We start from the raw sequence: 25241 nt of genomic DNA, 5'->3' as shown, positions 1-25241 counted from the left end.
ATATTGACAAATAAAAGGTGGGTTTGCTAAGATATTCACACAAGTAAAGGGGAGTGAAAATAATGAGTAAAATGAAGTTTTTATTAGGTGCGATGGCGTTATCAACTTTTGTAGCAACAAACAATGTTCAAGCTGCTGAAAATGAAGGGATAATTCCAAAATGTGTAGTTCAAGAGAACGCTCTTGTTAAAGGGGATGCACATGTACCTGTATCGAAGTGTGGACAACCATTTAGATATAGTACGCCTAAATGGAAAGTTGAAAAAGACGGCAGCAAAGTATTATATCGTGATGGAAAACGTGCGTTAAAATGGCAAGCAGTCGATAATACTTGGGTATTTATTGGAGATAACTTCAAACCATTAAAAGGTTGGCAAGTATTACCAGTTGTTCAACAAGGTTTGATTAATGTTGTTGAAGGCGATGATATTCATACATCTGTGCCAGATAAAGGGTATTTTTACTTTAATGAACAAGGCTATTTACAAGAAAAATGGGTATTCGATGATGGACATTGGTATTACATTCCAGAACGTGGTGTTGTTTCAAAAGGTTGGGTAGAAGTAAAAGATAAATGGTATTATTTCGATATATCTGGAAAAATGCAAACAGGATGGAAAAATTTGAATGGAGTTTGGTACTACTTAAATGAATCTGGTGCAATGGAAACAGGTTGGGTTCAAGTAAAAGGAAAATGGTATTATTTGAATGAAAATGGAAGTATGCAAACAGGATGGAAAAATCTCAATGGAGTTTGGTACTACTTAAATGAATCTGGCGCAATGGAAACTGGCTGGGTTCAAGTGGAAGGAAAATGGTATTACTTCAACACTTCAGGTGGTATGGAAACAGGTTGGGTGCAATGGAATGATGATTGGTATTATTTTGCACCATCAGGTGAAATGAAGACAGGCTGGGTTGAGTCATCTGGAAAATGGTATTTCTTAAAAGACAGTGGTAAAATGGCTGTTTCAGAAAAAACATCAGATGGTTATCAAGTAGATGCAACTGGAGCGTGGGTTCGCTAGTAAAAGCAGTTGACAGTTTTAAGGATTGTCAGTATACTGATAACAATTAAATCGAGAGCAATGATCAAGCGCAGTAGAGACTAGCATCGGAGCAAAAAGAGAATTGTCGGTAGGTGCAAGACAATCCAACCTAGAATCGAAGTACACTTGAGAGCAAACTGTGACAAACAGCGTCTATCCGCGATAAGGATTTGAGAGGTAGTTTTTAACTACAAAATGGGTGGTAACACGGCAAAGTCGTCCCTAATAGCTTCTTAGCTATTAGGGGCTTTTTTTATTTGCTAGAAAACTGTGTAAGAAAATTGCAACAATATAAGGAGGATTTGTATGAATATTATTGATGATTTAATGTGGCGTGGTGCCATTAATCAAATGACAGATGAAGAAGGTTTGCGTCAATTAACGCAAGAAAAATCAGTTTCATTATACTGTGGTGTGGATCCAACAGGAGATAGTATGCATATTGGACATTTAATTCCGTTTATGATTTTGCGTCGTTTCCAACTAGCAGGTCACCGTCCAGTTATTGTAATTGGGGGAGCAACAGGTTCGATTGGAGATCCAAGTGGACGTACAAGTGAACGTGTTTTACAAACAAAAGAACAAGTGCAACATAATGTTGAAAAATTAACTGCTCAAATGAAACGTTTATTCTTAACAAGTCAAGAAGACCAAGAAGCTGTTCGATTAGTGAATAACTATGATTGGACAAAAGAACTATCTTTATTAGACTTCTTACGTGATTATGGGAAACATTTCAACTTAAATACAATGTTAGCAAAAGATGTTGTTGCAAGTCGTTTAGAAGTAGGGATTTCATTTACAGAGTTTTCTTACCAAATTTTACAATCCATCGATTTCTTACAATTATTCCGTAAAGAAGATGTTCAAGTGCAAATTGGCGGAGCTGACCAATGGGGAAATATTACAGCCGGTTTAGAATTAATTCGTAAAGTAGAAGGAGCAGAAGCTCGTGCGTATGGATTGACAATTCCATTGATGTTAAAATCTGACGGTACAAAATTCGGGAAATCAGCTGGTGGTGCAGTATGGTTAGATCCAGAAAAAACAACTCCATATGAATTCTACCAATTTTGGCTAAACCAAGATGACCGTGATGTGATTAAATATATTAAATACTTTACATTCTTAGAAAAAGAAGAAATTGAAGCATTAGAAACAGCTGTGCAAGAAGAACCGCATAAACGTCAAGCACAAAAACGTTTAGCAGAAGAAGTAACTCGTTTTGTACATGGTGAAGCAGCATTACAAGATGCCTTAAAAATTACAAATGCTTTATTCACTGGTGATGTTCAACAATTAAATGCGGATGAAATTGAACAAGGATTCAAAAATATGCCAACATTTGAAAGTGAAAAAGTAGAACAAAACTTAGCAACTTGGTTAGTAGACCTAGGAATTGAGCCAAGTCGTCGTCAATCTCGTGAAGATATTCAAAATGGTGCAATCTCGATTAATGGAGAAAAAATTACAGATTTAGAACATGTCTGGACTCCAGAACAATCCTTTGAAGGTCGTTTTGTATTAGTTCGTCGTGGTAAGAAAAAATATTTCTTAGTCAAATTAAAATAGTATTTGCTAAAAGGTTAGAGAAATCTAGCCTTTTTTGATGTTAGAAGTATGTCTATGGCATGAGATTCATGACAAAATAAAATAATAAATAGTGAATGATTTCAACAAAAAAACGGAATGTTACAGTTTTGTTACAATGACGATACAATTCTGCGAAAATCAACATAGGGTTTTAGTCCTATGTTATGATGTTACCAGTAAGAATTATAAGCACTTTCATTTAGTGCCATTTATATAAGTAAAGCCGTTTGGAGGGAATCATTTGAATAAGAAGTTATTAACTTTCGTAGTAACAGGAACAGTATTAGCATTAGGTTCTTTAGCACCATCAGTAAATGCTCAAGATATTGAAACACAAATTAACTCAGCAAATTCTCAAATTCAAAATTTAAATAATCAAAAACAAGCAGTAGCAAGTCAAGTAGAACAATTATCTCAAGATTTATCAAATGTACAATCAAGAATTAATTCAGTTCAAGCAGAACAAGAAACTGCTAAAGCAAACTTAGAAGTATTAAAATCAGAAATTTCAAAACTTGAAACATTGATTGCCGAACGTAATGTACGTTTACAAGATCAAGCTCGTGCAGTACAAGTGAATGGAGCACGTTCATACGTAGACTTCTTATTAAATGCGGATTCTATTACAGATGTAGTGAATCGTATTGGGGTTATTGTTGACTTAGTTGGTGCAAATCGTCAATTAATGCAAGAACAATCTCGTGATAAAGAGCAAGTTGAAACGAAAGAACAAGCTCAAAAAGCTAATTTAGCAAAACAAGAAGCAAATGAAGCACAATTACAAAATTTACAATCTGAATTAAGTGCAACATTTACAAAACATAAAGTTACTTTAGCAAATCTTTCAAATGAAGAATTAGAAGCAATTGCAACTCGTGATGGTTTAGTTCAAGAAAAAGAAAGATTGGCTGCTGAAAAAGCTCGTGCAGATGCTGAAAAAGCAGCAGCACAAAAAGCAGCAGAAGCAGCAAAAGAAGCAATGTTAAAAGCAACAGAAGAAGCAGTTGCAACAGCAGCAGCTACTCCAGCAGCCGCAACAGCAGCTACTCCAGCGACAATTGCAGCTAAGAGTGAAGCAGCTTCTACAACTTCAACAGTAGCAACAACTGTATCAACTCCAGCACCAGCTAAAGCAGCAAATATCGTGGTTGGTGGCTCGTTTGCAGCTCCAGACCCATCGTTTGTAGCAGCTTTAAATGGTGGATATTTTGGACAATGTACATATTATGTATATAACCGTTTTGCACAATTAGGAGCACCAATTAGCACTCCAGCATTAGGAAATGCTGCTGAATGGTCAGGAAATGCTGCTGCTGCAGGTTATGGAGTTTCATCAACTCCACGTGCTGGTACAGCAATTGTGTTCCAAAGAGGCTTAGCAGGAGCAGATCCTGTATATGGTCACGTTGGATTCGTTGAACGTGTAAATGCTGATGGATCATTATTCATCTCAGAAATGAACGTACAAGGTGTAAACGTAATTTCAACTCGTACAATTCCTGCAAACATTGCTGCTCAAGCAACGTATATCAATTTTGGATTATAATATGAATGAAGGATGAATCTCATTAAGGGATTCATCCTTTTTTCTTTATGGAAGAGGTGCTAGCGGTTTTATATGGTCTCAGTTACGGAATTTGGAGTGAGTGGAATTTTACAAAAAATCGCAAAAGATTTTTTATAAAAAATGTTGATTTTTTTATAAAAAAAAGTTAAGATAAGTTCATCGCTTTATTTAGTAAGTATTTGCTAAATAATCGACTCTCTAGACTAACGTTAACTTTCGCCGTGATTGACACCGAAGGCTAGCGTTTTTTTTTTATCGTTTTTTTATGAAAAATGAGTTACAATAAGAAGAGTAATCAATGAAAGTGAAAGGAAGTGAATCGATGGATACAGCTCTTTTAAAAGAAAAAATTCAAAAGAAAAGTAAGGAACTGGGTATCGATAAAATCGGATTTGCTTCTGCTGCACCCTTTGATCATTTAGCTCAAGGGATGCAAGAATCTAAAGAGTTAGGACATACAACGGGATTTGAGCATCCAATTTTAGAAGAGAGAATTTATCCAGAGAAGATTTTTGATTCTCCTAAGACGATTATTTCGATTGCTTTGGCATATCCGACTTTACCGAGTAAGAAGCCTGAACGTGTAAAAGGTGAGCGACGTGGAGCTTTTGCGAGAGCTTCTTGGGGAGAAGATTACCATTTTATTTTATCTAGAAGAATGGAAGCTTTAATTGACTATATTAAAAGTGAAGTGAATCAAGAAGATGTTGCGTTTAAACCAATGGTGGATACGGGAGAATTAATCGATGTCCGTGTTGCTGAACGTGCTGGGATAGGTTTTGTTGGAAAAAATGGTTTATTAGTGACAAAGGAATTTGGTTCCTATGTTTATTTAGGCGAATTAATTACGAATATTGAATTTCCAGTGGATAGTCCCGTTGATTACGGTTGTGGAGATTGTACACGCTGTGTAGATTTTTGTCCAACTAATGCTTTATTAGGAAATGGTAAAATGAATGCCCAACGTTGTTTATCCTATCAAACACAAACGAAGGGCTTTATGCCGAAGGAATATCGTAAAAAAATAGGGCATGTTATTTATGGTTGTGACATTTGCCAGCAAGTTTGTCCGTATAATAAAGGGAAAGATTTTCATTTACATCCTGAAATGGAACCATCTGTGGAAGAAACGCATCCATTGTTAAAACCATTAGTGACGATTTCGAATAAGGAATTCAAAGAGCGATTTGGAAAGATGGCTGGTTCGTGGCGTGGAAAGAAGCCACTGCAGAGAAATGCGATTATTGCGCTAGCAAATTACCGTGATAAAACAGCTGTTCCTCTATTATTGAAAGTAATGAAGGAAGATATGCGACCTGTTATTAAAGGAACTGCAGCTTGGGCTGTGAGTGAGATTATTTCAGAATCGAGTGAAGAACTGATTCATTATTTTACAGAAATGTTAGAAAAAGCTCGAAAAGTTGAAGCAACAACGAAAGAAGAAACCGATTTAGTTGTTGAATTAGAAGAAGCAATTCAAACATTACACGAAAAACTACCAAAAAATCCTGAGGAGTGATTTTATGACGATTAATCATATTGTATTATTTGAACCACAAATTCCAGCGAATACTGGAAATATTGCGCGTACTTGTGCAGCAACGAATTCACCGCTACATTTAGTGGGGCAATTAGGATTTTCAACAGATGATAAGCATTTAAAACGTGCGGGTCTAGATTATTGGAATGATGTGGATATTACGTATCATGATTCACTAGAAGCATTTATGGAATATTTAGGTAATCGTCCCATTTATTTAATTACAAAATTTGCGAATCATACTTATGATGAAGTCGATTTGGCAAAGGATGAAGAGCAATTTTTCATTTTTGGAAAAGAAACAACAGGATTACCAGAAGAATTTATGCGTGAACATGAAGAAAGTTGTTTAAGATTACCGATGAATGACACTCACGTTCGTTCCTTAAATTTGTCGAATACAGCAGCAATTGTTGTTTATGAAGCATTAAGACAGCAAAGGTTTAAAGGCTTAGAATTAGTTCATACTTATGAACATGATAAATTGAAATAAGGAGACAGGCAGATGAAGAACATTCCTTTGTATTTATGGAATACGATTATTTATGCATTATGTACCCTTTCGTTTGCGTTACTAGCAGTGATCGATAATAAATGGTATGCATTAGTCGCTGCTTTATTTGGAATTTCTAGTGCTTTTAATGCGTATCGATATGTTAAAGATAAACAGAAAAAAGAAGAGAAGTAATGGAGGTGTGAGAATGAAAGATTTAGTTTATGCAATAATCATGTTTATAATAGCATGTGCTTGTGTTATATTAACGGTTGTACATAATAAATTATTTGCTATTTTAGTGATTTTCTATTTATATCGTACTAGCGTTTATGCTTATAGATATTATCAATATCGTAAATATAGCAAGCGTTTATAAGACAGCAATTATTTTTCAAGAGATAGACGGAAACAATCGTTTATCTCTTTTTTGTTGCTTGACAGTGTGAGGGAATTGTATCAGAATAAAGTCATTAACGATTGTGAAGGAGGCTACCAATGATGGAAAAAGATTGGTGGAAAGGCAAAGTAGCTTATCAAATTTATCCAAAAAGTTTTAATGATAGTAATGGAGATGGAATTGGAGATTTAAAAGGAATTACTGAAAAACTCGATTACTTACAAAGTTTGGGAATTGATATTTTATGGTTGTCTCCTGTGTATAAGAGTCCGTTTGTCGACCAAGGATATGATATTGCAGATTATTATGCGATTGATCCACAGTTTGGAACAATGGAAGATATGGAAGAACTAATTGCTGAAGCGAAAAAACGTGGTATTTCAATTATTATGGATTTAGTAGTGAACCACTGCTCTGATCAACATGAATGGTTTCAAAAAGCATTAGCAGATCCAGATGGCCCTTATGCAGATTATTTCTATTTTATTGAAAGTGAAAAAGAACCCAATAACTGGGAAACTTATTTTGGAGGCAGTGTGTGGGATAAAGTTCCTGGAACAAATAAATATTATTTACACTCATTCCATAAAGGACAACCTGATTTAAATTGGCAAAATCCTGTCGTACGTGAAGAAATTTATACAATGATTAATTGGTGGTTAGAAAAAGGAATCGGAGGATTTCGTATTGATGCCATTATTAATATTAAAAAGGATTTAGAGTGGCGTTCATTACCATCTGAACAAGAAAATGGGCTTGTTCCTGTTCGTTATTCATTAGTAAATGCGCAGCCAATTGAACCATTTTTACAAGAAATGAAGGAAAAAACATTTGAGCGCTATAATGCTTTTACAGTAGGAGAAGTATTTAATGAAACGGATGAAGAATTACATTTCTTTATTGGTGAAGAGGGAGTATTCTCGTCTATTTTTGATTTCAAACAAACGATTTTAGGACAAAAAGGAAATGGTTGGTATAGCCATTATTTGCCTACTGCAGAAGAATTAAAAGATAGTATTTTCAAGGCGCATCGTCGTGCGGATTCCATTGGTGTATTATCAACGATTATTGAAAATCATGATGAGCCACGTGGAGTTTCTCATTATATTCCTGAAGGAGAAGTAACAGAAATTAGTAAAAAAGCTCTTGCGACCGTGCAAATGCTTCGAAAAGGGATTCCTTTTATTTATCAAGGACAAGAGATTGGGATGGAAAATCAAATTTTTGAATCGATTGAAGATTTTGATGATATTAATACATTAAATGAATATCATGTTGCAAAAGAAGCAGGGCTAACAGATGAAGAAGCGTTGAAGGCTATTTCAAAATATAGTCGTGATAATGCTCGTACTCCAATGCAATGGAATAGTGAAGAGAAGTTAGGATTTACAACCGGAGAAGCTTGGCTTGTTTCAAAACAGCCACAAAGAGACATTAATGTAGAAGCGCAGGAAGATAACCCACAATCCATCTTGAATTATTATAGAGCGCTAACTGCTTTGTATCGTGATGAAGTTTATGGTTCAACCATTCGTGAAGGGAAATTTGTTCCTGTTTTAGAAGAAGTGAAAAATATGATTGCTTATGAGCGACGTGGGGAAAAACGTGTGCTTGTATTAGTCAATTATCAAGCAGAATCTCAAACGGTAACTTTACCAACACCGATAAGAAAAGTATTGCTAGCCAATATTCCAGCACAAATGAATGGACAAGGAGATCAACTTTCTCTTGCTGGCTATCAAGCGCTTGTCTGTGAATTAGAAGATTAATAGACTGAAGGAAACGCTCTTTTTGGAAGAGCGTTTTTTTATTGTAAATCATAGATCCTTAAGAATGATTAAATACGAAAAATTCCTATATGAAAACGGAAACAACCGGTGTATAATGAGCGTAATAAAAAATAAAGAAACTTATTGACAAAAAAGAATGCTGGGTATATAGTTAGCTAAAAGAGTAACTAACCTATTCTTTTTAAAAAAAGTTTTGAGGAGGAATGTATCATGGATACACAAAAAGTTGAACAATATGCAGAAGTTATAAGAAAAGTTTCTAAGGGGTTAAAAGTTTGGAATATTATTGGGATTGTTGGAAATGCTTTTGGTCTTTTAGGAATGGCAATATTATTAATACCACAAGTTCAAGAAGAATTAGCAAAAGTAAAAAATCCATATCTCACAAAAGAAAATATTGGATTTGGAATAGCAGTTCTTGTAGTGTTTTTATTAATATGTATTTTTTCAACAATTTTATACCACAAAATTGGAAAAAGTGCTAAAGCTCAAGTATTACCTGATAAAAATTTATTACATTATGCGATTGGGGTTTTTGCGTTTTCAATTGTGATGCAAGTTGTGAATCAATTGATGAGTGGATTAGGATTTGATATTACTGCATATATTTTCCCTGCGATTGTTGCTGGATTACTAGCATGGGTATATGTGACATACCAAAAATGGGAGCAAGAAGTAGCGAAAAAATAAAAAAATGTGATTTTTTTGGAGTTGTAAAATAATCGCTAGGAGGAATGAAACATGGATACACAAAAAGTTGAAAAATATGCAGGAGTTGTTAGTAAAATTGCTACCGGCTTAAAAGTTTGGAATATTATTGGAATTTTTGGGAATCTCTTTGTATTAATTGGAGTAGCGTCTACATTTGTTCCAAGTGTGCAAGAGGAGTTAGCCAAAAAAGGTGTAGAACATAGTTCTGAAACGACAGGAGTTTGGGTAGCACTTTTCCTATTATTCTTCCTATTATGTATTTTTGCAACAATTTTATATCACAAAATTGGAAAGAGTGCTAAAACTCAAGCATTACCAGATAAAAATTTATTCATCTATGTGATTGGCATTCACGCATTTTCGATTTTAGTGCAAATTGCTAGTAATCTTTTCAATCATAAAGAATTCAGTATAACTACTTTTGTTATTCCTGTGATTATTGCTGGAGTACTTGCATGGTTATATGTGACTTATCAAAAATGGGCACAAGAAGTATCAAAAAAATAAAAATGATGTGATATTTAGAAGTTTGAAAACAACCGTTAGGAGGAATGAAACATGGATACACAAAAAATTGAAAAATATGCAGGAGTAGTTAGTAAAATAGCTACCGGCTTAAAAGTTTGGAATATTATTGGAATTTTTGGGAATCTCTTTGTATTAATTGGAGTAGCGTCTACATTTGTTCCAAGTGTGCAAGAAGAATTAGCCAAAAAAGGTGTAGAACATAGTTCTGAAACGGCTGGGGTTGGAGTAGCAGTTTTTCTATTATTCTTCCTATTATGTATTTTTGCAACGATTTTATACCACAAAATTGGAAAGAGTGCTAAAACTCAAGCATTACCAGATAAGAATTTATTCTTTTATGCGATTGGAATTCACGTCTTTTCAATTTTAATGCAAATTGCTAATGATATTTTCAATCATCAAAAATTCAGTGTAGCTACTTATGTTGTCCCAGCGATTATTGCCGGTTTATTAGCGTGGTTATATGTAACTTATCAAAAATGGGCACAAGAAGTAGCGAAACGTTAAGGAGAGTTATGAATGAGTAAAACATTAAAATGGAGCATGATTAGCGTAATGGTATTAGGAGCTGTTATTGTAATCGTATTAGGATTTTTAAAATTACGCTCTCCAGAAAAGAAAGAAGAACACCATTATACAATTATGGAGTTAACGGAACAGGAGCCTTTAGTATTAGATGGAAATATTGAAACGGCTAAAGAGCAAAGCTATCATGTGGATCCTCAAAAAGGGCAAGTCGCTCAAGTAAAAGTAACAGATGGTCAAGAAGTAGAAGCAGGCGATGTGTTATTTGAATATGATAATGAAACGCTTAGTGACGAAGTTGCCGATTTAAATCGACAAGTGAGTCGTCTAGTTGCTGAACGTGATCGTCTATATCAAGAATTAGAAACACAAAAGAATCGTAAAGCTCAAGCAAAACAAGAGTTAGAAAAAGAGGTTCCTGCTCAAAACCAACAAGGAGCAGCGAATCAAACAGCTCATGTAGGAGCTATGGATACGACAGCCTTTGACCAAGCAATCGAGGGAACTCAAAAAGCCATTCGTGATATGAACAATAATATTGAAGATGTAAACACAAAAATCGAACGTCTTTCTAAAAAAACAAGCTCAAGTGTAACAGCAGATATTGCAGGAACGATTAGTATTAATCCAGAAGGGAAAACAAATGTACAATTAGCCTTCATTAAAATTACAAGTAAAGATAGCGAAGTGAAAACGACAGTTTCTGAATATGATTATGAATCTGTTGAAAAAGGAACTGATGTAACTGTATATGTGAAAGCTCAAGATCGAGAGATTAAAGGAACGATTTCATTTGTTTCTACTGATCCGTCAGGAAGTGGTGCTAATCCAGTGCCAACATTGCCAACTTCTCCAAGTTCAGCTTCTAGTAGTGGAGGTCATAGTGTTGCTCGTTATGATGTAATTGTAAAACCAGAAATTTCTCTTCCGAATGGCTTTACGGTTCAAGTGAAAATCCCTCAAAAAGGCTTAGTATTAACTGAACAAGCCATTCAAAAAGATGGAGAACAAGAATATGTGTATTTATATGATAATGGGGTAGCTAAACGCAAAAATATTAAACGTGTGAAAAAAGGATTCCAATGGATTGTTCAAGAAGGATTAAGTATTGGAGATAAAGTGATTGCAAATCCAGATTCAGACATTACAGATGGAGCAGCGGTGTCTTCTACACAATTGGAAGAGTCGGTGAAGTCCCATGATTAAACTAGAACATATTCATAAATATTATAAAGTTGGAGATGAGCAGTTACATGTATTAAATGATGTGACTGTCCGTATTACTCAAGGAGAATTTGTTGGAATAATGGGACCTTCTGGTTCTGGGAAATCTACCCTCATTAATATATTAGGATTCCTAGATTCTAAATATGAAGGAAAATATTCTTTCAATGATGAGTCTGTTTCCAATTTGAGTGATAATCAAATTTCCAAAGTTCGCAATTCTACGGTTGGATTTGTTTTTCAAGATTTTAACTTAATTGAACAAGCAACAGTCGAAGAAAATGTTCGTCTACCTTTATTATATCGTGGATTAACGCCTCGACAAACTCATTCAAAAGTAAAACAAGCGCTTGAAAAAGTAGGTCTAGGAGATAAATTAGAAAAATATCCTCGCCATCTTTCAGGTGGTCAAAAACAAAGAGTGGCAATTGCTCGGGCATTAGTGAATAGTCCAAAATTCATTATTGCTGATGAACCAACAGGAGCATTAGATAGTAAAACTTCTACCAGTATTATGGATATTTTATATCGTTTAAATCGTGAAGATGGTGTAACGATTGTAATGGTGACGCATGATCCGACTTTGACGAAGTATTGTTCTCGTGTTATCCATGTAATTGATGGTGTGATTCATGAACAAAAGGAGGGGATTCCACATGAAATTTAGTGTATTATTAGGATCCGCTCTGCATTCTTTAAAAGGAAATGCTCGTCGTACAATTTTAACGATGTTAGGAATTATTATCGGAATTGCAGCTGTTATTACGATTATGAGTCTTGGGAAAGGATTCCAAAAAATGGCTGTTTCAGGATTAGCTGGTGAAGATAATGGGAAAGTAACTGTACAATTTTTCTATCAACCTGATAATCCACAATCTGTTCAAAAAGTAGAAAAAGCTTTTTCAAAACAAGACCGTATTGGTGTAGAAAGTATTGAAGGAGTTTCGGGAACAGAAATTCCTGAAACAAAGGAACAAAATTATATTTTCGGTGTTTCGATTCCAACAAAGAAATCGACAGAACATGTTGTACTTGGATTAGAAAAAGCTGCAACAAAAGAGTCTTTGACGGTTGGAGAAAATATTTCCCAAGTAGATATTGATGCGAATAAAAAAGTAGCCATTATTGATGAAGAGTTAGCAAAATTGTTGTTTGCTAGTTCAAAACAAGCGCTAGGACATGGGGTAACCATTGATGGAGAAGTGTACTATATTAAAGGGGTTAAACCAACGAGTAAAGTAGATGCGCTGCAAGCCATTTTTACTGGTGCAGATCCTTATAAAGCCGTCCATATTCCAGCTACTACTCATCAACATTATCATAAAAAAGAAGAAAACGTGAATGGACTAAAAGTATTTATTAAACCAGGCTATGTAGCAAAAGATGTCGCAAAAAAAGTGGAAACTCATTTAAATGAAGTGGGTTCAAAACATACTTCTGGGAAATATAATTTTATTGACGTAGCTGCTCAAATGGATATTATTGGAAAAGTGTTAGATGGCCTAACTTATTTCGTTTCAGCAGTAGCCGGAATTTCTTTATTCATTGCAGGTGTTGGGGTGATGAATATGATGTATATTTCAGTATCTGAACGAACAAAAGAAATTGGGATTCGTCGTGCAATGGGAGCTACTAAAGGTTCGATTCAATTACAATTTTTATTAGAAGGAATTATGATTACTTCTATTGGAGGAATTATCGGATATGTAACAGGGGTATTAATTGCGATGTTGATTTCGAATTTCCTACCATTCAAAATTTATACCGACTGGACAGCAGTAGCATTAACCGTTGGAGTATCTGTCTTTATTGGAATTGTATTTAGTGTATTTCCTGCTAAATCTGCTGCGAATAAAGATGTCATTGAAATATTACGTTAAGAGGTTGGAGAAACTCCAGCCTTTTTTCTTTGAAATGATTGAAACATGAAAGAGAAACTTGTACTATAGATATGGCAATAAAACGAAGAAAGAGGTGAGCGCATGAAGATTTCAGAAGGAGATTTTATATTTGAATTAAACTTTTTAGCTATCCATCCTCAAACTCACAACATACAAACAGATGTGTTCTTACAAGTTTCTCATCATGAACAAGCTTATCAAGAAGTCATAAACTTATTATCTGTAGCACAATTGGAAGAATGTCTGTTGGCGATGAAGAACTTATTAGAAAAAGGAGAAGAGTATTCTTCAGAATTTGAACAATCTAGATTAGCTGTGTTATTAGAAAAATTGGAAGAGGATTATGTAATGACATGGGTCATTGCACCAGAAAATATTTTAACAACGGCTTCTCAAGTCATTGGAATTGATCTGGCTCAATTGGATGAAGAAGAAGTGTTTCTTTATCAAGAAGAAGAGGAGAAGAAACAAACGAAAACGGTTGAAGTAGAATTGAGTTTGTCTGCTGAAGAAATGCGACAAATCTATGAGCAATTACAAGAAGATTTGAAACGAGTAAAAGAATTTATGCTATAATAAGAATAGTTGAATCATATTGGAGGGTATGCGTGTGAACATGAAAGAGATGGTCGGCAAACAGGCCGCAACTTATATTGAATCAGGTATGACAGTAGGTCTAGGGACAGGTTCTACAGCTTATTATTTTGTAGAAGAAATTGGTAGACGTGTAAAAGAAGAAGGCTTAGATATTATTGGTGTAACAACTTCAAAACGTACAAAAGAACAAGCTGAGAAGTTAGGAATTCCATTGAAAAGTGTAGACGAAGTAGATTTTATTGATGTAACAGTTGATGGAGCAGATGAAATTGCTCCTGATTTTTCAGGAATTAAAGGTGGCGGTGGTGCGTTATTATTTGAAAAAATTGTTGCAGAACAATCAAAACGTATTATTTGGATTGTCGATGAATCTAAAATGGTGGATTATTTAGGTCGTTTCCCACTTCCAGTAGAAGTGATTCCTTATGGTTCAGAACAATTATTCAAAAAATTCGAAGCAAAAGGCTATCGTCCAAAATTCCGAGTATTAGAAAATGGAGAACGTTATTTAACAGATAGTCAAAATTATATTATTGACTTAGATGTATTCCCAATTAAAGATCCTGTGACATTTGGATCAGAATTAAAAGCTCTAACGGGAGTAGTGGAACAAGGATTATTTACAAATATGACAGAAACAGTTTTAATTGGAACGCCGGCTGGTGTGAAAGTGCAAACTTTAGAATAATAGAGAGAAAAGGTCTGGGATTTTTATTCCAGGCTTTTTTTTGCGCTTACTTAAGAAAGTGTCGGTGAGATTAGAGATAAACTAATTTTTATGTTCATTATCATTCACAAATAACCTTTATAGCGGATTTGTATAGATTTGATACAGGTATAACTAATACGAATAACGAACTATATTTATTTAGTATAAGGGAAAGTTCGTTTTTACGTTGAATTTCAATGGGGACTACTGTATCATTTCGATATAACTTAATTGAAATGATATAAAAAAGAGTGGGAACGGTTCTTTTATTAGAAGTTTTATTCTTTTTTTATCATGACAGGGGGAATTCAATATGGCTGAAGTAGAAAGCTTTACATTAGATCACAACAAGGTGATTGCACCTTACGTGAGATTAATTTCAAACGAATACGGGAAAAAAGGAGATGTTATTTCGAATTTTGATATTCGCTTTTTACAACCAAATAAACAAGAAATGCCGACCGGAGTAATTCATACATTTGAACACTTATTGGCAGATTTACTTCGTGATCGTATCGATGGGATTATCGATATTTCACCGTTCGGTTGTCGTACAGGATTCCACTTAATTTTATGGGAAGAACGTTCCGCAGAAGATATTGCTCGTGCATTAAAATCAACTTTAGAACAAATTGTTGAAAAGATTCAATTTGAAGATATTCAAGGTATTTCTGCTGTTCAATGTGGGAATTACCGTGATCACTCTTTATTTGGAGCAAAGGAATATGCTAAACAAGTATTAGAGCAAGGAATCAGTATTGATCCATTTGAACGTAGAGTGATTTAATCGCATATACAAATATTAGTAACACCCAGGGGAGAATTTCCATATGAACTTAAAAACTATTACAAAATCTTTATTTGCACTTTCTGCAGTTGTAGCACTAGCTGCTTGCAGCAATCAAACTACATCAAACTCAACAACTTCAAATTCAAACTCTTCAAATACAGCATTAAAAACAGTGAAAGTTGCTTCTGTTGGTTCTGATGCTGAAATTTGGAGACATATTGCCGAAACAGATCAAGCAAAAAAAGCAGGATTAAAAATTGAAGTCGAAGAATTAAATGGGGGTGTGCCATTAAACCAAGCAGTTGCAGAAGGTTCCGTAGATGCGAATGCCTTTCAATCAATTGGATATTTACAAGGATTTAACGCCTCCAATAGTTCTAAACTAACACCGATTGGAACAACTTATATCGAACCTATGGGACTTTATTCTAAAAAAGTAAAATCATTAAATGACCTACCAAATGGTGCTAAAATTGCAATTCCAGATAATCCTTACAATACAACACGTGCGCTTCGTTTACTAGAAACTGCTGGATTGATTAAATTATCAGCAGATTTCAAAGAAGGTACAGGTACTCCAAGTGATATCGTAGAAAATAAGAAAAACTTTGAATTTTTATTAATTGATGATACTACAAGTATTCGTGTATTAGATGATGCAGATTTAATTGCTATCGGAAATACGATTGCTCTTGAAGGTGGATTAAATGTATTGAAAGATGCTTTATTCTATGAAAAAGCAGATGCATCCACTATTACAAGTATTAATGTGATTGTTGTGAAGAGTGGAAATGAATCTAATGATGATTATAAGAAATTAGTAGATTTATATCATGATGCAGATGTTCAAAAATTCATTTCAGATAAATTCCAAGGAACAAAAGTAGAAGTGAAGAAACCTATTTCTGAAGTGTGGGGTAAATAATCGATGAAAATAGCGATTGTTGCTGCGATGAAAGAAGAGCTTCATCCTTTTGAAGAACACTACGCACCAAAAAAAGAAGTGTTTTCAAAAGGTCCGATTCGAATTCTAGAAGTTCATGAGAATCTCTATCTTGTTCAGTCTGGAATTGGAAAAGCAAATGCTGCAGCTACAGCAGCATGGCTTTGTGATAAAGTTCAACCGGAACTAATCATTAATACTGGAACTACGGGGAGTTTTAATGAAGATTTTGCGCTTGCAGATGTCATTGTTTCAACGAAATTTGGATATAGTGATGTGGATGCGACAGGTTTTGATTATGCATGGGGTCAAGTTCCTCAAATGCCAGAATCGTATCCCGTAGATAGTGAATTGAAGGAAAGAGTTGAACGCATTTTACAGGAGCGTATTACAGAATTTGGGATTCACAGTGGTTTTATTGCAACGAGTGATTCTTTTATGAGCTCGATTGAAACTGTACAAAATATTCGTGAACATTTACCGGATATTGTAGCAAGTGATATGGAATCAACGCCATTAGCTCAAGTTGCTCATTTCTATGATATTCCTGTGTTGAATATTCGTGGGGTAAGTGATCATGTTGGGGGAGAAGCTCCAGATACATTTGAGGCAACTCTTGAACTAGCTTCAAAACATGCGTTTGAGGCAGTTTGTACTCTTGTGGAAGAGTTGTAGTAAGATTATGAATATAAAGTAAAAAGGCTGGGGTGAATCCCAGCCTTTTGTATTAAGCTAAATATTTTTCTAATCGAGTGACTACTTCTGTTAAGTTTTCCATTGAAGCAGCGTAGCTGAAACGAACGTAGCCTTCTCCACCAGGTCCAAATGAAACCCCAGGGATTAATGCTACTTTAGCATTTTTTGCAAGGTCACGAACGAATGCCCATGAATTTGTTCCGCATTTTGCAGGAATTTTAGCAAATAGATAGAAAGCTCCATCAGGACTTGCTACTTCGAATCCTAAGCGACGTAATTCTTTTGCAAGATAATCACGACGTTGTTGGTATTCTACTTTCATAATATCGCAGTCACCTTGTCCGTGTAACATTGCAGCTAAAGCTCCATATTGGCTTGAGCTACTTGGAGAAGTAACCATATATTGGTGAGTTTTAACAACTTCTTTAATAAATGGAACAGGTCCAAGAATGTACCCAATTCTCCATCCAGTCATTGCGTGAGATTTAGATAAACCTGTAATTACGATTGTTTGATCTGGTAAGAATGAAGCTAATGAAGTGTGAGTACCGCTATACGTTAATTCAGCGTAAACTTCATCACATAATGCCCAAAGTCCGTATTCTTTTAAGACAACGCTTAAAGCTTCTAATTGTTCTTTAGAATAAGTTACCCCTGTTGGGTTACTTGGATATACTAATACAACTGCTTTAAAAGTTTTTTCTGGATGAGCTTCGATAGTAGCACGTAATTTTTCTGGAGTTAAAATAAATCCATCTTCACTAGTGTCTACTGTAATAAAGTTCCCTTGGTTCACCATTGTAATTGGCATATATAATGGGAAAACTGGAGTAGGAACAATCACTGTATCTCCAGGATTCAAAATCGCTTGGAAGCTAGCGTTAATCGCTTCAGTAGCTCCGATAGTAGTGATAACTTGTTCTGCTGTATAGTTTAAATTGAATTTTTTATTGTAGTATTCTGCTGTTGCTTGGCGTAATTCAGGAATCCCAGCATTTGGAGTATAGTGGGAATGATTATCACGAATTGCTTGAATAGCAGCTTCTTTAATATGTTCTGGTGTGTTGAAATTTGGTTCACCTAATGTTAATTTGATGATTCCAGGAATTTGAGAAACTTCTGCATCAAATTGACGAATATCTGAAACGGCAATTTTTTCAACGACTTGATTGAATGGATGTTCTAACATTTGTTAACCCCCTGTGTTATAGATAGATAAATTGTACCTTTTTTATCAAACATTAGCAATATGGAAACGAAAAAAGTCGAAGGAATCTCTTTTCTTTAGATTGAAATAATTTAAAGAAACTTTGTGAAGAATGTGTTATGATGTTTTTAATCATTTGATATTGTAAAGAAATTTGTTGATTAACGGAAGTAATAGAATAAAAGGGGAAATTCTAATTGAATAAAAATGAGGCAAAAGAATTATTAAGAATTATTCAACCGAATATAAAGAAATTAGAAGAAGAAAGTTTACCAGTATTAGGGGAAAAAATAAAATCTATTATTAAAAATAAGCAGAAATTATTTTTTGAAGAATGGGAAAGTCAATTACCATTTGGATTATTGGATTTATTAGAAAGATATAATGGATTATTAAGAAAAAATAGTGTGAAAAAAGAAAAATTTTATCCTTCTATTTTTCATGAGAAGGATGAAGCTTTAGGGGATTTATTTGTATCCTATGCTTCTTCATTAAAAGAATTGAAGCAGTATAAAAGCGACAATCTACATAAATTAAAAGTATTAGAAGAAAAGCTATCCTTTATTGTTGAACAGGATGCCATGTTTTTATTGATGCTATTTAAAAATAAAGCTACAAAAACGAAATTATCTGAAGCTAAATATTTAGTAGATACAAATAAAAGTTTGTTAGATGAGTTTTTATTTAAAATGGGATATTTAGACAAAGAAAGTAGTGGGCTAACGAATCCATGGCAAGATTTGGTGCTAGATGCAGAATATTTATTTTCATTTTTTGAAGAAGATATTAAGAATCATAGTGTTGAGTCTGATATATTAAAAGAATTCTATCAAAAAGCAAAAGAAAAACAAGAATTATTGGAAGGGGATAGTAAACGATATGTAGAAAAACAAATTATAAAAGATTGGGAAATCTTATTTAATCAACAGTTTGAAAAAGATTTATCGATGCTTTCATTTTCGACTATTGAAGATTATTATCAAAAAGAGCAAAAAGTCATTCCAATCAGTATTCAAAATGGCTATAAATCAGTATTTACAATGATACAATCTGGAGAAGAACTAAAAGATAAGTATGCTTTAACTGAAGAGGAGTACGTGTTTCTATCAGATGTATTAAAAGATATAGCTGATAAAGTAAAACAGTCTACTCGTCCAAAAATTCGCGTTAGTAATTTGAGTTTTGAACAACGTAAATTAATCACAGAATTATTTGTTTATAAAAATTATTCGAAACAAAGAGAAGAAGCTGAAGAAAAGTTTTTTGAGCAACTGACTAAGTGGTTTGAAGAATATGATAAATTAATGATTTTAGCAGAAAATCGTTATATTGCAGATACTTTGTTGGATGAAAAAGATTTTTCAATATGGTGTCAGTTAGAAAATTGGTTATATCAGGAAATCTTAGAAATTAATCAAAACTTTAACAAATTATTAGCCCTTACGACTCTTAGATATAATGAAATACTTTTTGACGCAGCAGAGCGGGAGTTTAAAGAAGAAGCAGCCACGTATTATGCTCTGTTAGAAAAAATTACTGGAAAAGGATTAGATAATAGTACTTCGGACTTGCCTAAATTTATTATTGAAAAAGTGAATCAAGTTCAAATTAATGAAAATCAATTAAAAGTAACGATGCGTCCATATCAAGAATTTGGAGCGAAATTTTTACTTTATCAAAAAAATATCCTTTTAGGAGATGAAATGGGTCTTGGTAAAACGATTCAAGCGTTAGCAGTAGCGAATCATCTGTTCCAAGAGCATCAAAGAAAATGTATGATTTTGTTACCTTTAAGTGTATTAGAAAATTGGAATAAGGAAATTCTTAAGTGGACAGAATTACCGGTATATCGATTTTCTGCTTCAAACAAAAATAAAAAGGAAGATTTTATAAAGTGGAATCAAGAAGGTGGGATCATATTAGCGAACTATGAACAGGCGAAATACTTTGTTCAAGAATTAGAGGGATTACAAATTGATTTATTAATTCTAGATGAAGCTCACTATATTAAGAATGCTAATGCTATGAGAACAAAAAATTCGATTGCACTTGCACAAAGATCAAATTATAAATTATTCATGACGGGAACTCCGTTAGAAAACAATGTAAGAGAGATGCAACATTTAGTGAGAGTTTTAAATCCTGATTTACCAGAAAGTGTGTTTAGAGAACGACCAGATGAAGACAGTTTTAAAAAGGATCTAGCCAATGTCTATTTGAGAAGAAAAAGGGTTGAAGTGTTGGATGAATTACCTGAAATGGAAGTTGTTAATCTATGGTCAGAATTTTCGGAAAAGCAAATTGAATTATATGAAACAGAAGCTTTTAGCCAAGAATGTAGCGTTATGAAGTTAAGACGTATGGCGTTCTTAGGCGAAGAATCTGAAAAAATTAAACAAATTATAAGTATTTGTGAAGAGGCAAGAGAGAATGGTATGAAAGTACTCGTATTTTCATTTTTTAAAACAGATGTTCTATATAGATTACGAGAACTTGTACCACATACTGCTAGTGACATACTATCTGGAGATATTAGTCCTGCTAGAAGACAAGAAGTAATTGATGAATTTTCTCAAGATAGTAATCAAACGGTGTTGTTAGCTCAAATTGAAGCTGGTGGAGTGGGGTTGAATATTCAAAGTGCTAATATTGTTATTTTATGTGAACCTCAATGGAAACCTTCCACGGAACAACAAGCGATTAGTAGGGTGTATCGAATGGGACAAACGAGAGATGTTTTAGTTTATAGACTTCTAACGAAAGATAGTATTGATGAACCGATTATGGCATTAATTCATAAAAAAGAAGTAGAATTTGATAAGTACGCAAAAGACTCTTTAGTGGCTGAGGCGTTTGTTGCTTCAGAGAAAATGACAGAAAAAGAAGTACAAAGTAAAATTATTGAAATTGAGAGAAATCGTATTTCTGAAAGGAAGAAAAAGAATATTGCGTAAGATTGGTTTTCTATATTGAATTTATTTTAAATAGAAATGTGGCTTCTTTTTCAGGGTAGAAGACTCCTTCTACTAGCGCTTGTTAGAAAAGTATTGTATAATATCACTGAAATATAGGTAAGCAGTCAAAGTGCGAGCCACCCTTTTATCCATAAGGGGTGGAGTGTGCACTTTTTTTGTGCAATGAAGTCAAGAAAGGATATCAGTATGCAAACAGAATTTGATACGATTGCTGTGATTTCGACAGCACCTGGTGAGGGGGCTATTGGGATTGTCAGAATTAGTGGAGATTTGGCGATTTCAATCGCAAGTTCGATTTATCAATGTGGAACAAAACAATTAGAAGAACAAAAGACTCATACCATTCATTATGGTCATATTGTCGATCCTAAATCTGGGGAAGTCTATGATGAAGTAATGGTAAGTGTCTTAAGAGCCCCAAAAACTTTTACACGAGAAGATATTGTTGAAATTAATTGTCATGGAGGGATTGTGGCGATTAATCGAGTATTGCAATTAGTGCTACGTATGGGAGCAAGATTAGCGGAGCCTGGAGAATTTACGAAACGTGCCTTTTTAAATGGGCGTATTGATTTATCTCAAGCAGAGGCAGTGATGGATTTAATTCGAGCAAAAACGGATAAATCAATGCAATTAGCGATGCGTCAATTAGATGGTCAATTATCACATTTAATTCAAAACTTACGTCAAGAAATTTTAAATACATTAGCACAAGTAGAAGTGAATATTGACTATCCAGAATATGATGATGTAGAAGAAATGACTTTGCAATTATTACGAGAAAAGACACAACAAGTATTGCAAGGAATTCGTGCCTTATTAAATACAGCTAGCCAAGGAAAGATTTTGCGAGATGGATTAAAAACAGCTATCGTGGGTCGTCCAAATGTTGGGAAATCTAGTTTATTAAATGTGTTATTAAGAGAAGAAAAAGCCATTGTAACGGATATTGCAGGGACAACAAGAGATACGATTGAAGAATATGTTAATGTCCGTGGAGTGCCTTTACAATTAATCGATACAGCAGGAATTCGTGAAACGGATGATGTCGTAGAAAAAATTGGGGTAGAACGTAGTCGTAAAGCGTTAAAAGAAGCGGATTTTGTATTGTTATTATTAAATCAAAGCGAAACATTACAAGAGGAAGATATTCGTTTACTAGAAACTACAAAGGGAATGAAACGTATTATTTTATTCAATAAAACAGATTTGCCTTCAAAACTTTCAAAAGAGGATATCGCTCCTTATGCTAAGGAAGAAGAAATTGTTACAACTTCTATGTTAAATAAAGAAGGAATCGACCAATTAGAAGAAAAAATTGCGGGATATTTCTTCCAAGGACAAATGAATGAACGAGATGCGACTTACTTATCAAATACTCGTCATATTGCCTTGTTAGAAAAAGCAGAACAAGCATTAGTCGAAGTGCAAAATGGGATTGAAATGGAAATGCCGGTTGATCTAATTCAAATTGATTTTACAAGAGCATGGGATTTATTAGGAGAAATTACAGGAGACAGCGTTCAAGATGAGCTTCTAACTCAATTATTTAGCCAATTCTGTTTAGGAAAATAAGAAAAAGCCACTGTTGGAGAAAGGGAGTTTCGTATGACCAAGTTAGCAACGATTTGCTATATCGATAATGGAAAAGAATTGTTATTACTAAAGCGCAATAAGAAACCAAATGATGTGCATGAAGGTAAATACATCGGAGTAGGTGGCAAAATTGAAGCAGGTGAATCTCCAGAAGAATGTGCCATTCGTGAAATTTTTGAAGAAACAGGTTTGAAGGTTCATCAAATGGCGTTAAAAGGGATTATTACTTTTCCTGAATTTACTCCCGAACATGATTGGTATACGTATGTGTTTCGAGTAACGGATTTTTCTGGGGAATTAATTGATTCTCCTGAAGGGACTTTAGAGTGGGTTCCTTATGATCAAGTATTGACGAAACCAACTTGGCAAGGAGATTTAATTTTTTTGAGTTGGCTATTAGAGAATCGTCCATTTTTCTCAGCTAAATTTATATACGAAAATGGTGAATACATTCGTCATCAAGTGGAATTTTATACAACGAATGAATAATAGAAAGTAGGAGGAAGTATGGTAACAACTTATGAAGCTGGTAACTATGATGTTATCGTAGTAGGTGCAGGTCACGCTGGAAGTGAAGCTGCACTAGCAAGTGCTCGTATGGGTGCTAAAACATTATTATTAACAATGAATTTAGAAATGGTGGCATTTATGCCTTGTAATCCGTCTGTTGGAGGTCCTGCCAAAGGAGTCGTTGTGCGTGAAATTGATGCACTAGGCGGAGAGATGGGCAGAAATATTGATAAAACCTATATCCAAATGCGTATGTTAAATACAGGGAAAGGTCCTGCAGTACGTGCTTTACGTGCGCAAGCAGATAAGCATCTATATGCGCAAGAAATGAAAAAAACAATTGAACAACAAGAAAATCTTGATTTAAAACAAGGGATTGCGGAACGTTTAATTGTAGAAGATGGGGTTTGTAAAGGAGTCGTATCTCATACAGGAGCGATTTACCGTTCAAAAGCAGTCGTTTTAACAGCTGGAACATCTTCTCGTGGGCAAATTATTATTGGAGAATTGAAATATTCTTCTGGGGCTAATAATTCTCAACCTTCGATTAAATTATCAGAAAACTTATTAGAATTAGGATTTGAATTAGCTCGTTTTAAAACAGGAACTCCTCCAAGAGTGAAAAGTTCTTCCATTGATTATAGTAAGACAGAAATCCAACCAGGAGATGAAACACCAAACTTATTTAGTTTCACTTCTAAAGATGAAGACTATCGCTATGATCAAATTCCATGTTGGTTGACATATACAAATGAAGGAACTCATGAAAAAATTCGTGAGAACTTACATCGTGCGCCAATGTTTACAGGAATTGTAGAAGGAGTAGGAGCTCGTTACTGCCCATCTATTGAAGATAAAATCGTACGTTTCAGCGATAAACCTCGCCACCAAATTTTCTTAGAACCAGAAGGGGAAAATACGGAAGAAGTGTATATTCAAGGATTGTCGACTTCTCTACCAGAAGATGTTCAAATTCAAATGATTCATACGGTAGAAGGTTTGGAAAAAGCTGAAATGATGAGAACAGGTTATGCTATCGAGTATGATGTTGTCATTCCTCATCAATTAAAAAATACATTTGAAACAAAAATTGTTGAAAATTTATTTACAGCTGGACAAATGAATGGGACAAGTGGGTATGAAGAAGCTGCGGGTCAAGGACTTTATGCCGGAATTAATGCCGTTCGTAAAATCCGTGGGGAAGAACCATTTATTTTAGGTCGTAGTGATGCGTATATTGGAGTATTAGTAGATGATTTAGTAACAAAAGGAACGACAGAACCGTATCGTCTATTAACGTCTCGTGCAGAATATCGTCTATTATTACGTCATGACAATGCAGATTTACGTTTAACAGAAAAAGGTCGTGAACTAGGATTAATTTCAGATGAACGTTATGCAGCTTTCCAAGAAAAACAAGCAGCCATTCAAGCGGAAATTAAACGTATCCAATCAATTCGTTTGAAACCAACTGAACAGCTTCAAGCATTTTTAGCAGAAAAAGAATCCGCAGAATTAAAAGACGGTATTTTATTAAGTGATTTATTAAAACGTCCAGAGTTATCTTATGATGACTTAATTGGTTTTGCAGCAGAAGAAGTAGCTGTTTCTCGTGAAGTGAAAGAACAAGTAGAAATTTCTGTGAAATATGAAGGCTATATTGCAAAAGCCATTGAAAAAGTAGAAAAATTAAAACGTATGGAAGCAAAACGTATTCCATCGAATATTGATTATGATGCCATTAATGGGCTTGCCACAGAAGCGCGTCAACGTTTGAAATTAATTCAACCAGAAACGATTGCACAAGCAAGTCGTATTAGTGGGGTAAATCCTGCCGATGTATCGATTTTAATGGTGTATATCGAACAAGGAAAAATTGCGAAAGTTCAAGAATAGG

Annotated in this window: 24 protein-coding genes and 1 other annotated feature; of the genes, 23 read left to right on the top strand and 1 reads right to left on the bottom strand. The window is 34.4% G+C overall.

The features are described 5' to 3' along the window. The first annotated feature begins 62 nt into the window (after positions 1–62). From RWO76_RS04115 to RWO76_RS04025, 19 genes are all read left to right on the top strand, one after another. Entirely contained in the window at positions 63–1028 is a 966-nt protein-coding gene (locus tag RWO76_RS04115; protein ID WP_314354434.1) for a hypothetical protein, read from the top strand. Between the two features lie 51 nt (positions 1029–1079). Further along, positions 1080–1276 (top strand) — a binding site (T-box leader). A 79-nt stretch (positions 1277–1355) separates the two neighbouring features. After that, positions 1356–2621: a tyrosine--tRNA ligase gene (tyrS, locus tag RWO76_RS04110; protein WP_314354433.1), complete on the top strand. Its 1266-nt coding sequence runs from the start codon at positions 1356–1358 to the stop codon at positions 2619–2621. Positions 2622–2883: 262 nt separating this feature from the next. Then, on the top strand, positions 2884–4188 hold the full coding sequence (locus tag RWO76_RS04105; protein ID WP_314354432.1) for a CHAP domain-containing protein: 1305 nt from the start codon (positions 2884–2886) through the stop codon (positions 4186–4188). 343 nt (positions 4189–4531) lie between these two features. Next, on the top strand, positions 4532–5728 hold the full coding sequence (gene queG, locus RWO76_RS04100; RefSeq protein ID WP_314354436.1) for a tRNA epoxyqueuosine(34) reductase QueG: 1197 nt from the start codon (positions 4532–4534) through the stop codon (positions 5726–5728). A gap of 4 nt (positions 5729–5732) precedes the next feature. Further along, positions 5733–6242 (top strand): tRNA (uridine(34)/cytosine(34)/5-carboxymethylaminomethyluridine(34)-2'-O)-methyltransferase TrmL, encoded by a 510-nt coding sequence (gene trmL / locus RWO76_RS04095; protein WP_314354431.1) that lies wholly within the window; start codon positions 5733–5735, stop codon positions 6240–6242. Between the two features lie 12 nt (positions 6243–6254). Continuing rightward, positions 6255–6437 (top strand): hypothetical protein, encoded by a 183-nt coding sequence (locus tag RWO76_RS04090; RefSeq protein ID WP_314348543.1) that lies wholly within the window; start codon positions 6255–6257, stop codon positions 6435–6437. Between the two features lie 13 nt (positions 6438–6450). After that, positions 6451–6621 (top strand): hypothetical protein, encoded by a 171-nt coding sequence (locus tag RWO76_RS04085; protein ID WP_314354430.1) that lies wholly within the window; start codon positions 6451–6453, stop codon positions 6619–6621. Positions 6622–6743: 122 nt separating this feature from the next. After that, positions 6744–8411 (top strand): alpha-glucosidase, encoded by a 1668-nt coding sequence (locus RWO76_RS04080; protein WP_399543088.1) that lies wholly within the window; start codon positions 6744–6746, stop codon positions 8409–8411. 231 nt (positions 8412–8642) lie between these two features. Continuing rightward, positions 8643–9122: a hypothetical protein gene (locus RWO76_RS04075; protein WP_314354428.1), complete on the top strand. Its 480-nt coding sequence runs from the start codon at positions 8643–8645 to the stop codon at positions 9120–9122. 51 nt (positions 9123–9173) lie between these two features. Further along, positions 9174–9650 (top strand): hypothetical protein, encoded by a 477-nt coding sequence (locus RWO76_RS04070; RefSeq protein ID WP_314354427.1) that lies wholly within the window; start codon positions 9174–9176, stop codon positions 9648–9650. A 51-nt stretch (positions 9651–9701) separates the two neighbouring features. Beyond that, positions 9702–10178: a hypothetical protein gene (locus tag RWO76_RS04065; RefSeq protein ID WP_314354426.1), complete on the top strand. Its 477-nt coding sequence runs from the start codon at positions 9702–9704 to the stop codon at positions 10176–10178. Positions 10179–10190: 12 nt separating this feature from the next. Further along, complete coding sequence (locus RWO76_RS04060; protein ID WP_314354425.1) at positions 10191–11402, top strand: biotin/lipoyl-binding protein; 1212 nt, start codon at positions 10191–10193, stop codon at positions 11400–11402. Beyond that, the gene (locus RWO76_RS04055) at positions 11395–12087 is read left to right on the top strand and encodes an ABC transporter ATP-binding protein (RefSeq protein ID WP_314354424.1); all 693 of its coding nucleotides are present in this window, start codon (positions 11395–11397) and stop codon (positions 12085–12087) included. Before RWO76_RS04060 ends, RWO76_RS04055 begins: the two co-directional genes overlap by 8 nt. Further along, positions 12077–13300, top strand: coding sequence for an ABC transporter permease (locus tag RWO76_RS04050; protein WP_314354423.1), 1224 nt, complete (start codon positions 12077–12079; stop codon positions 13298–13300). The genes RWO76_RS04055 and RWO76_RS04050 overlap by 11 nt, the downstream gene beginning before the upstream one ends. A gap of 102 nt (positions 13301–13402) precedes the next feature. Continuing rightward, on the top strand, positions 13403–13897 hold the full coding sequence (locus RWO76_RS04045) for a hypothetical protein (RefSeq protein WP_314354422.1): 495 nt from the start codon (positions 13403–13405) through the stop codon (positions 13895–13897). 28 nt (positions 13898–13925) lie between these two features. After that, positions 13926–14606 carry a ribose-5-phosphate isomerase RpiA gene (rpiA, locus tag RWO76_RS04040; protein WP_314354421.1) on the top strand — a complete coding sequence of 227 codons (681 nt, stop codon included), beginning with the start codon at positions 13926–13928 and terminating at the stop codon, positions 14604–14606. Between the two features lie 334 nt (positions 14607–14940). After that, positions 14941–15414, top strand: a complete 474-nt coding sequence (locus RWO76_RS04035) for an S-ribosylhomocysteine lyase (protein ID WP_314354420.1) — start codon at positions 14941–14943, stop codon at positions 15412–15414. A 43-nt stretch (positions 15415–15457) separates the two neighbouring features. Further along, on the top strand, positions 15458–16342 hold the full coding sequence (locus tag RWO76_RS04030) for a MetQ/NlpA family ABC transporter substrate-binding protein (protein ID WP_314354419.1): 885 nt from the start codon (positions 15458–15460) through the stop codon (positions 16340–16342). Positions 16343–16345: 3 nt separating this feature from the next. After that, complete coding sequence (locus tag RWO76_RS04025; RefSeq protein WP_314354418.1) at positions 16346–17035, top strand: 5'-methylthioadenosine/adenosylhomocysteine nucleosidase; 690 nt, start codon at positions 16346–16348, stop codon at positions 17033–17035. Between the two features lie 52 nt (positions 17036–17087). Here RWO76_RS04025 and RWO76_RS04020 read toward each other — a convergent pair whose 3' ends face one another. Then, entirely contained in the window at positions 17088–18245 is a 1158-nt protein-coding gene (locus RWO76_RS04020) for an aminotransferase class I/II-fold pyridoxal phosphate-dependent enzyme (RefSeq protein WP_314354417.1), read from the bottom strand. Between the two features lie 215 nt (positions 18246–18460). On the opposite strand from RWO76_RS04020, the gene RWO76_RS04015 reads away from it, so the two are divergent. The 4 genes from RWO76_RS04015 (at position 18461) to mnmG (ending at position 25240) form a co-directional block, all read left to right on the top strand. Further along, positions 18461–21217, top strand: coding sequence for a DEAD/DEAH box helicase (locus RWO76_RS04015; RefSeq protein WP_314354416.1), 2757 nt, complete (start codon positions 18461–18463; stop codon positions 21215–21217). 207 nt (positions 21218–21424) lie between these two features. Beyond that, on the top strand, positions 21425–22813 hold the full coding sequence (gene mnmE / locus RWO76_RS04010) for a tRNA uridine-5-carboxymethylaminomethyl(34) synthesis GTPase MnmE (protein WP_314354415.1): 1389 nt from the start codon (positions 21425–21427) through the stop codon (positions 22811–22813). 33 nt (positions 22814–22846) lie between these two features. Then, positions 22847–23323 carry an 8-oxo-dGTP diphosphatase gene (locus RWO76_RS04005; protein ID WP_314354414.1) on the top strand — a complete coding sequence of 159 codons (477 nt, stop codon included), beginning with the start codon at positions 22847–22849 and terminating at the stop codon, positions 23321–23323. A gap of 18 nt (positions 23324–23341) precedes the next feature. Further along, entirely contained in the window at positions 23342–25240 is a 1899-nt protein-coding gene (mnmG, locus tag RWO76_RS04000) for a tRNA uridine-5-carboxymethylaminomethyl(34) synthesis enzyme MnmG (RefSeq protein ID WP_314354413.1), read from the top strand. Position 25241: the final 1 nt, after the last annotated feature.

The organism is uncultured Granulicatella sp. (genome assembly GCF_963521425.1).
Lineage (GTDB): Bacteria > Bacillota > Bacilli > Lactobacillales > Aerococcaceae > Granulicatella.
The sequence above is the reverse complement of the archived record's forward strand: the minus strand, read 5'-3'. Positions and strand labels throughout refer to the sequence as shown.

Excerpts from the sequence above, each read along its gene's own strand:
- RWO76_RS04115 (WP_314354434.1), top strand. The coding sequence starts at position 63 with ATGAGTAAAATGAAGTTTTTATTAGGTGCGATGGCGTTATCAACTTTT.
- tyrS (WP_314354433.1), top strand. The coding sequence starts at position 1,356 with ATGAATATTATTGATGATTTAATGTGGCGTGGTGCCATTAATCAAATG.
- queG (WP_314354436.1), top strand. The coding sequence starts at position 4,532 with ATGGATACAGCTCTTTTAAAAGAAAAAATTCAAAAGAAAAGTAAGGAA.
- trmL (WP_314354431.1), top strand. The coding sequence starts at position 5,733 with ATGACGATTAATCATATTGTATTATTTGAACCACAAATTCCAGCGAAT.
- RWO76_RS04090 (WP_314348543.1), top strand. The coding sequence starts at position 6,255 with ATGAAGAACATTCCTTTGTATTTATGGAATACGATTATTTATGCATTA.
- RWO76_RS04085 (WP_314354430.1), top strand. The coding sequence starts at position 6,451 with ATGAAAGATTTAGTTTATGCAATAATCATGTTTATAATAGCATGTGCT.
- RWO76_RS04080 (WP_399543088.1), top strand. The coding sequence starts at position 6,744 with ATGGAAAAAGATTGGTGGAAAGGCAAAGTAGCTTATCAAATTTATCCA.
- RWO76_RS04075 (WP_314354428.1), top strand. The coding sequence starts at position 8,643 with ATGGATACACAAAAAGTTGAACAATATGCAGAAGTTATAAGAAAAGTT.
- RWO76_RS04070 (WP_314354427.1), top strand. The coding sequence starts at position 9,174 with ATGGATACACAAAAAGTTGAAAAATATGCAGGAGTTGTTAGTAAAATT.
- RWO76_RS04065 (WP_314354426.1), top strand. The coding sequence starts at position 9,702 with ATGGATACACAAAAAATTGAAAAATATGCAGGAGTAGTTAGTAAAATA.
- RWO76_RS04060 (WP_314354425.1), top strand. The coding sequence starts at position 10,191 with ATGAGTAAAACATTAAAATGGAGCATGATTAGCGTAATGGTATTAGGA.
- RWO76_RS04055 (WP_314354424.1), top strand. The coding sequence starts at position 11,395 with ATGATTAAACTAGAACATATTCATAAATATTATAAAGTTGGAGATGAG.
- RWO76_RS04050 (WP_314354423.1), top strand. The coding sequence starts at position 12,077 with ATGAAATTTAGTGTATTATTAGGATCCGCTCTGCATTCTTTAAAAGGA.
- RWO76_RS04045 (WP_314354422.1), top strand. The coding sequence starts at position 13,403 with ATGAAGATTTCAGAAGGAGATTTTATATTTGAATTAAACTTTTTAGCT.
- rpiA (WP_314354421.1), top strand. The coding sequence starts at position 13,926 with ATGCGTGTGAACATGAAAGAGATGGTCGGCAAACAGGCCGCAACTTAT.
- RWO76_RS04035 (WP_314354420.1), top strand. The coding sequence starts at position 14,941 with ATGGCTGAAGTAGAAAGCTTTACATTAGATCACAACAAGGTGATTGCA.
- RWO76_RS04030 (WP_314354419.1), top strand. The coding sequence starts at position 15,458 with ATGAACTTAAAAACTATTACAAAATCTTTATTTGCACTTTCTGCAGTT.
- RWO76_RS04025 (WP_314354418.1), top strand. The coding sequence starts at position 16,346 with ATGAAAATAGCGATTGTTGCTGCGATGAAAGAAGAGCTTCATCCTTTT.
- RWO76_RS04020 (WP_314354417.1), bottom strand. The coding sequence starts at position 18,245 with ATGTTAGAACATCCATTCAATCAAGTCGTTGAAAAAATTGCCGTTTCA.
- mnmE (WP_314354415.1), top strand. The coding sequence starts at position 21,425 with ATGCAAACAGAATTTGATACGATTGCTGTGATTTCGACAGCACCTGGT.
- RWO76_RS04005 (WP_314354414.1), top strand. The coding sequence starts at position 22,847 with ATGACCAAGTTAGCAACGATTTGCTATATCGATAATGGAAAAGAATTG.
- mnmG (WP_314354413.1), top strand. The coding sequence starts at position 23,342 with ATGGTAACAACTTATGAAGCTGGTAACTATGATGTTATCGTAGTAGGT.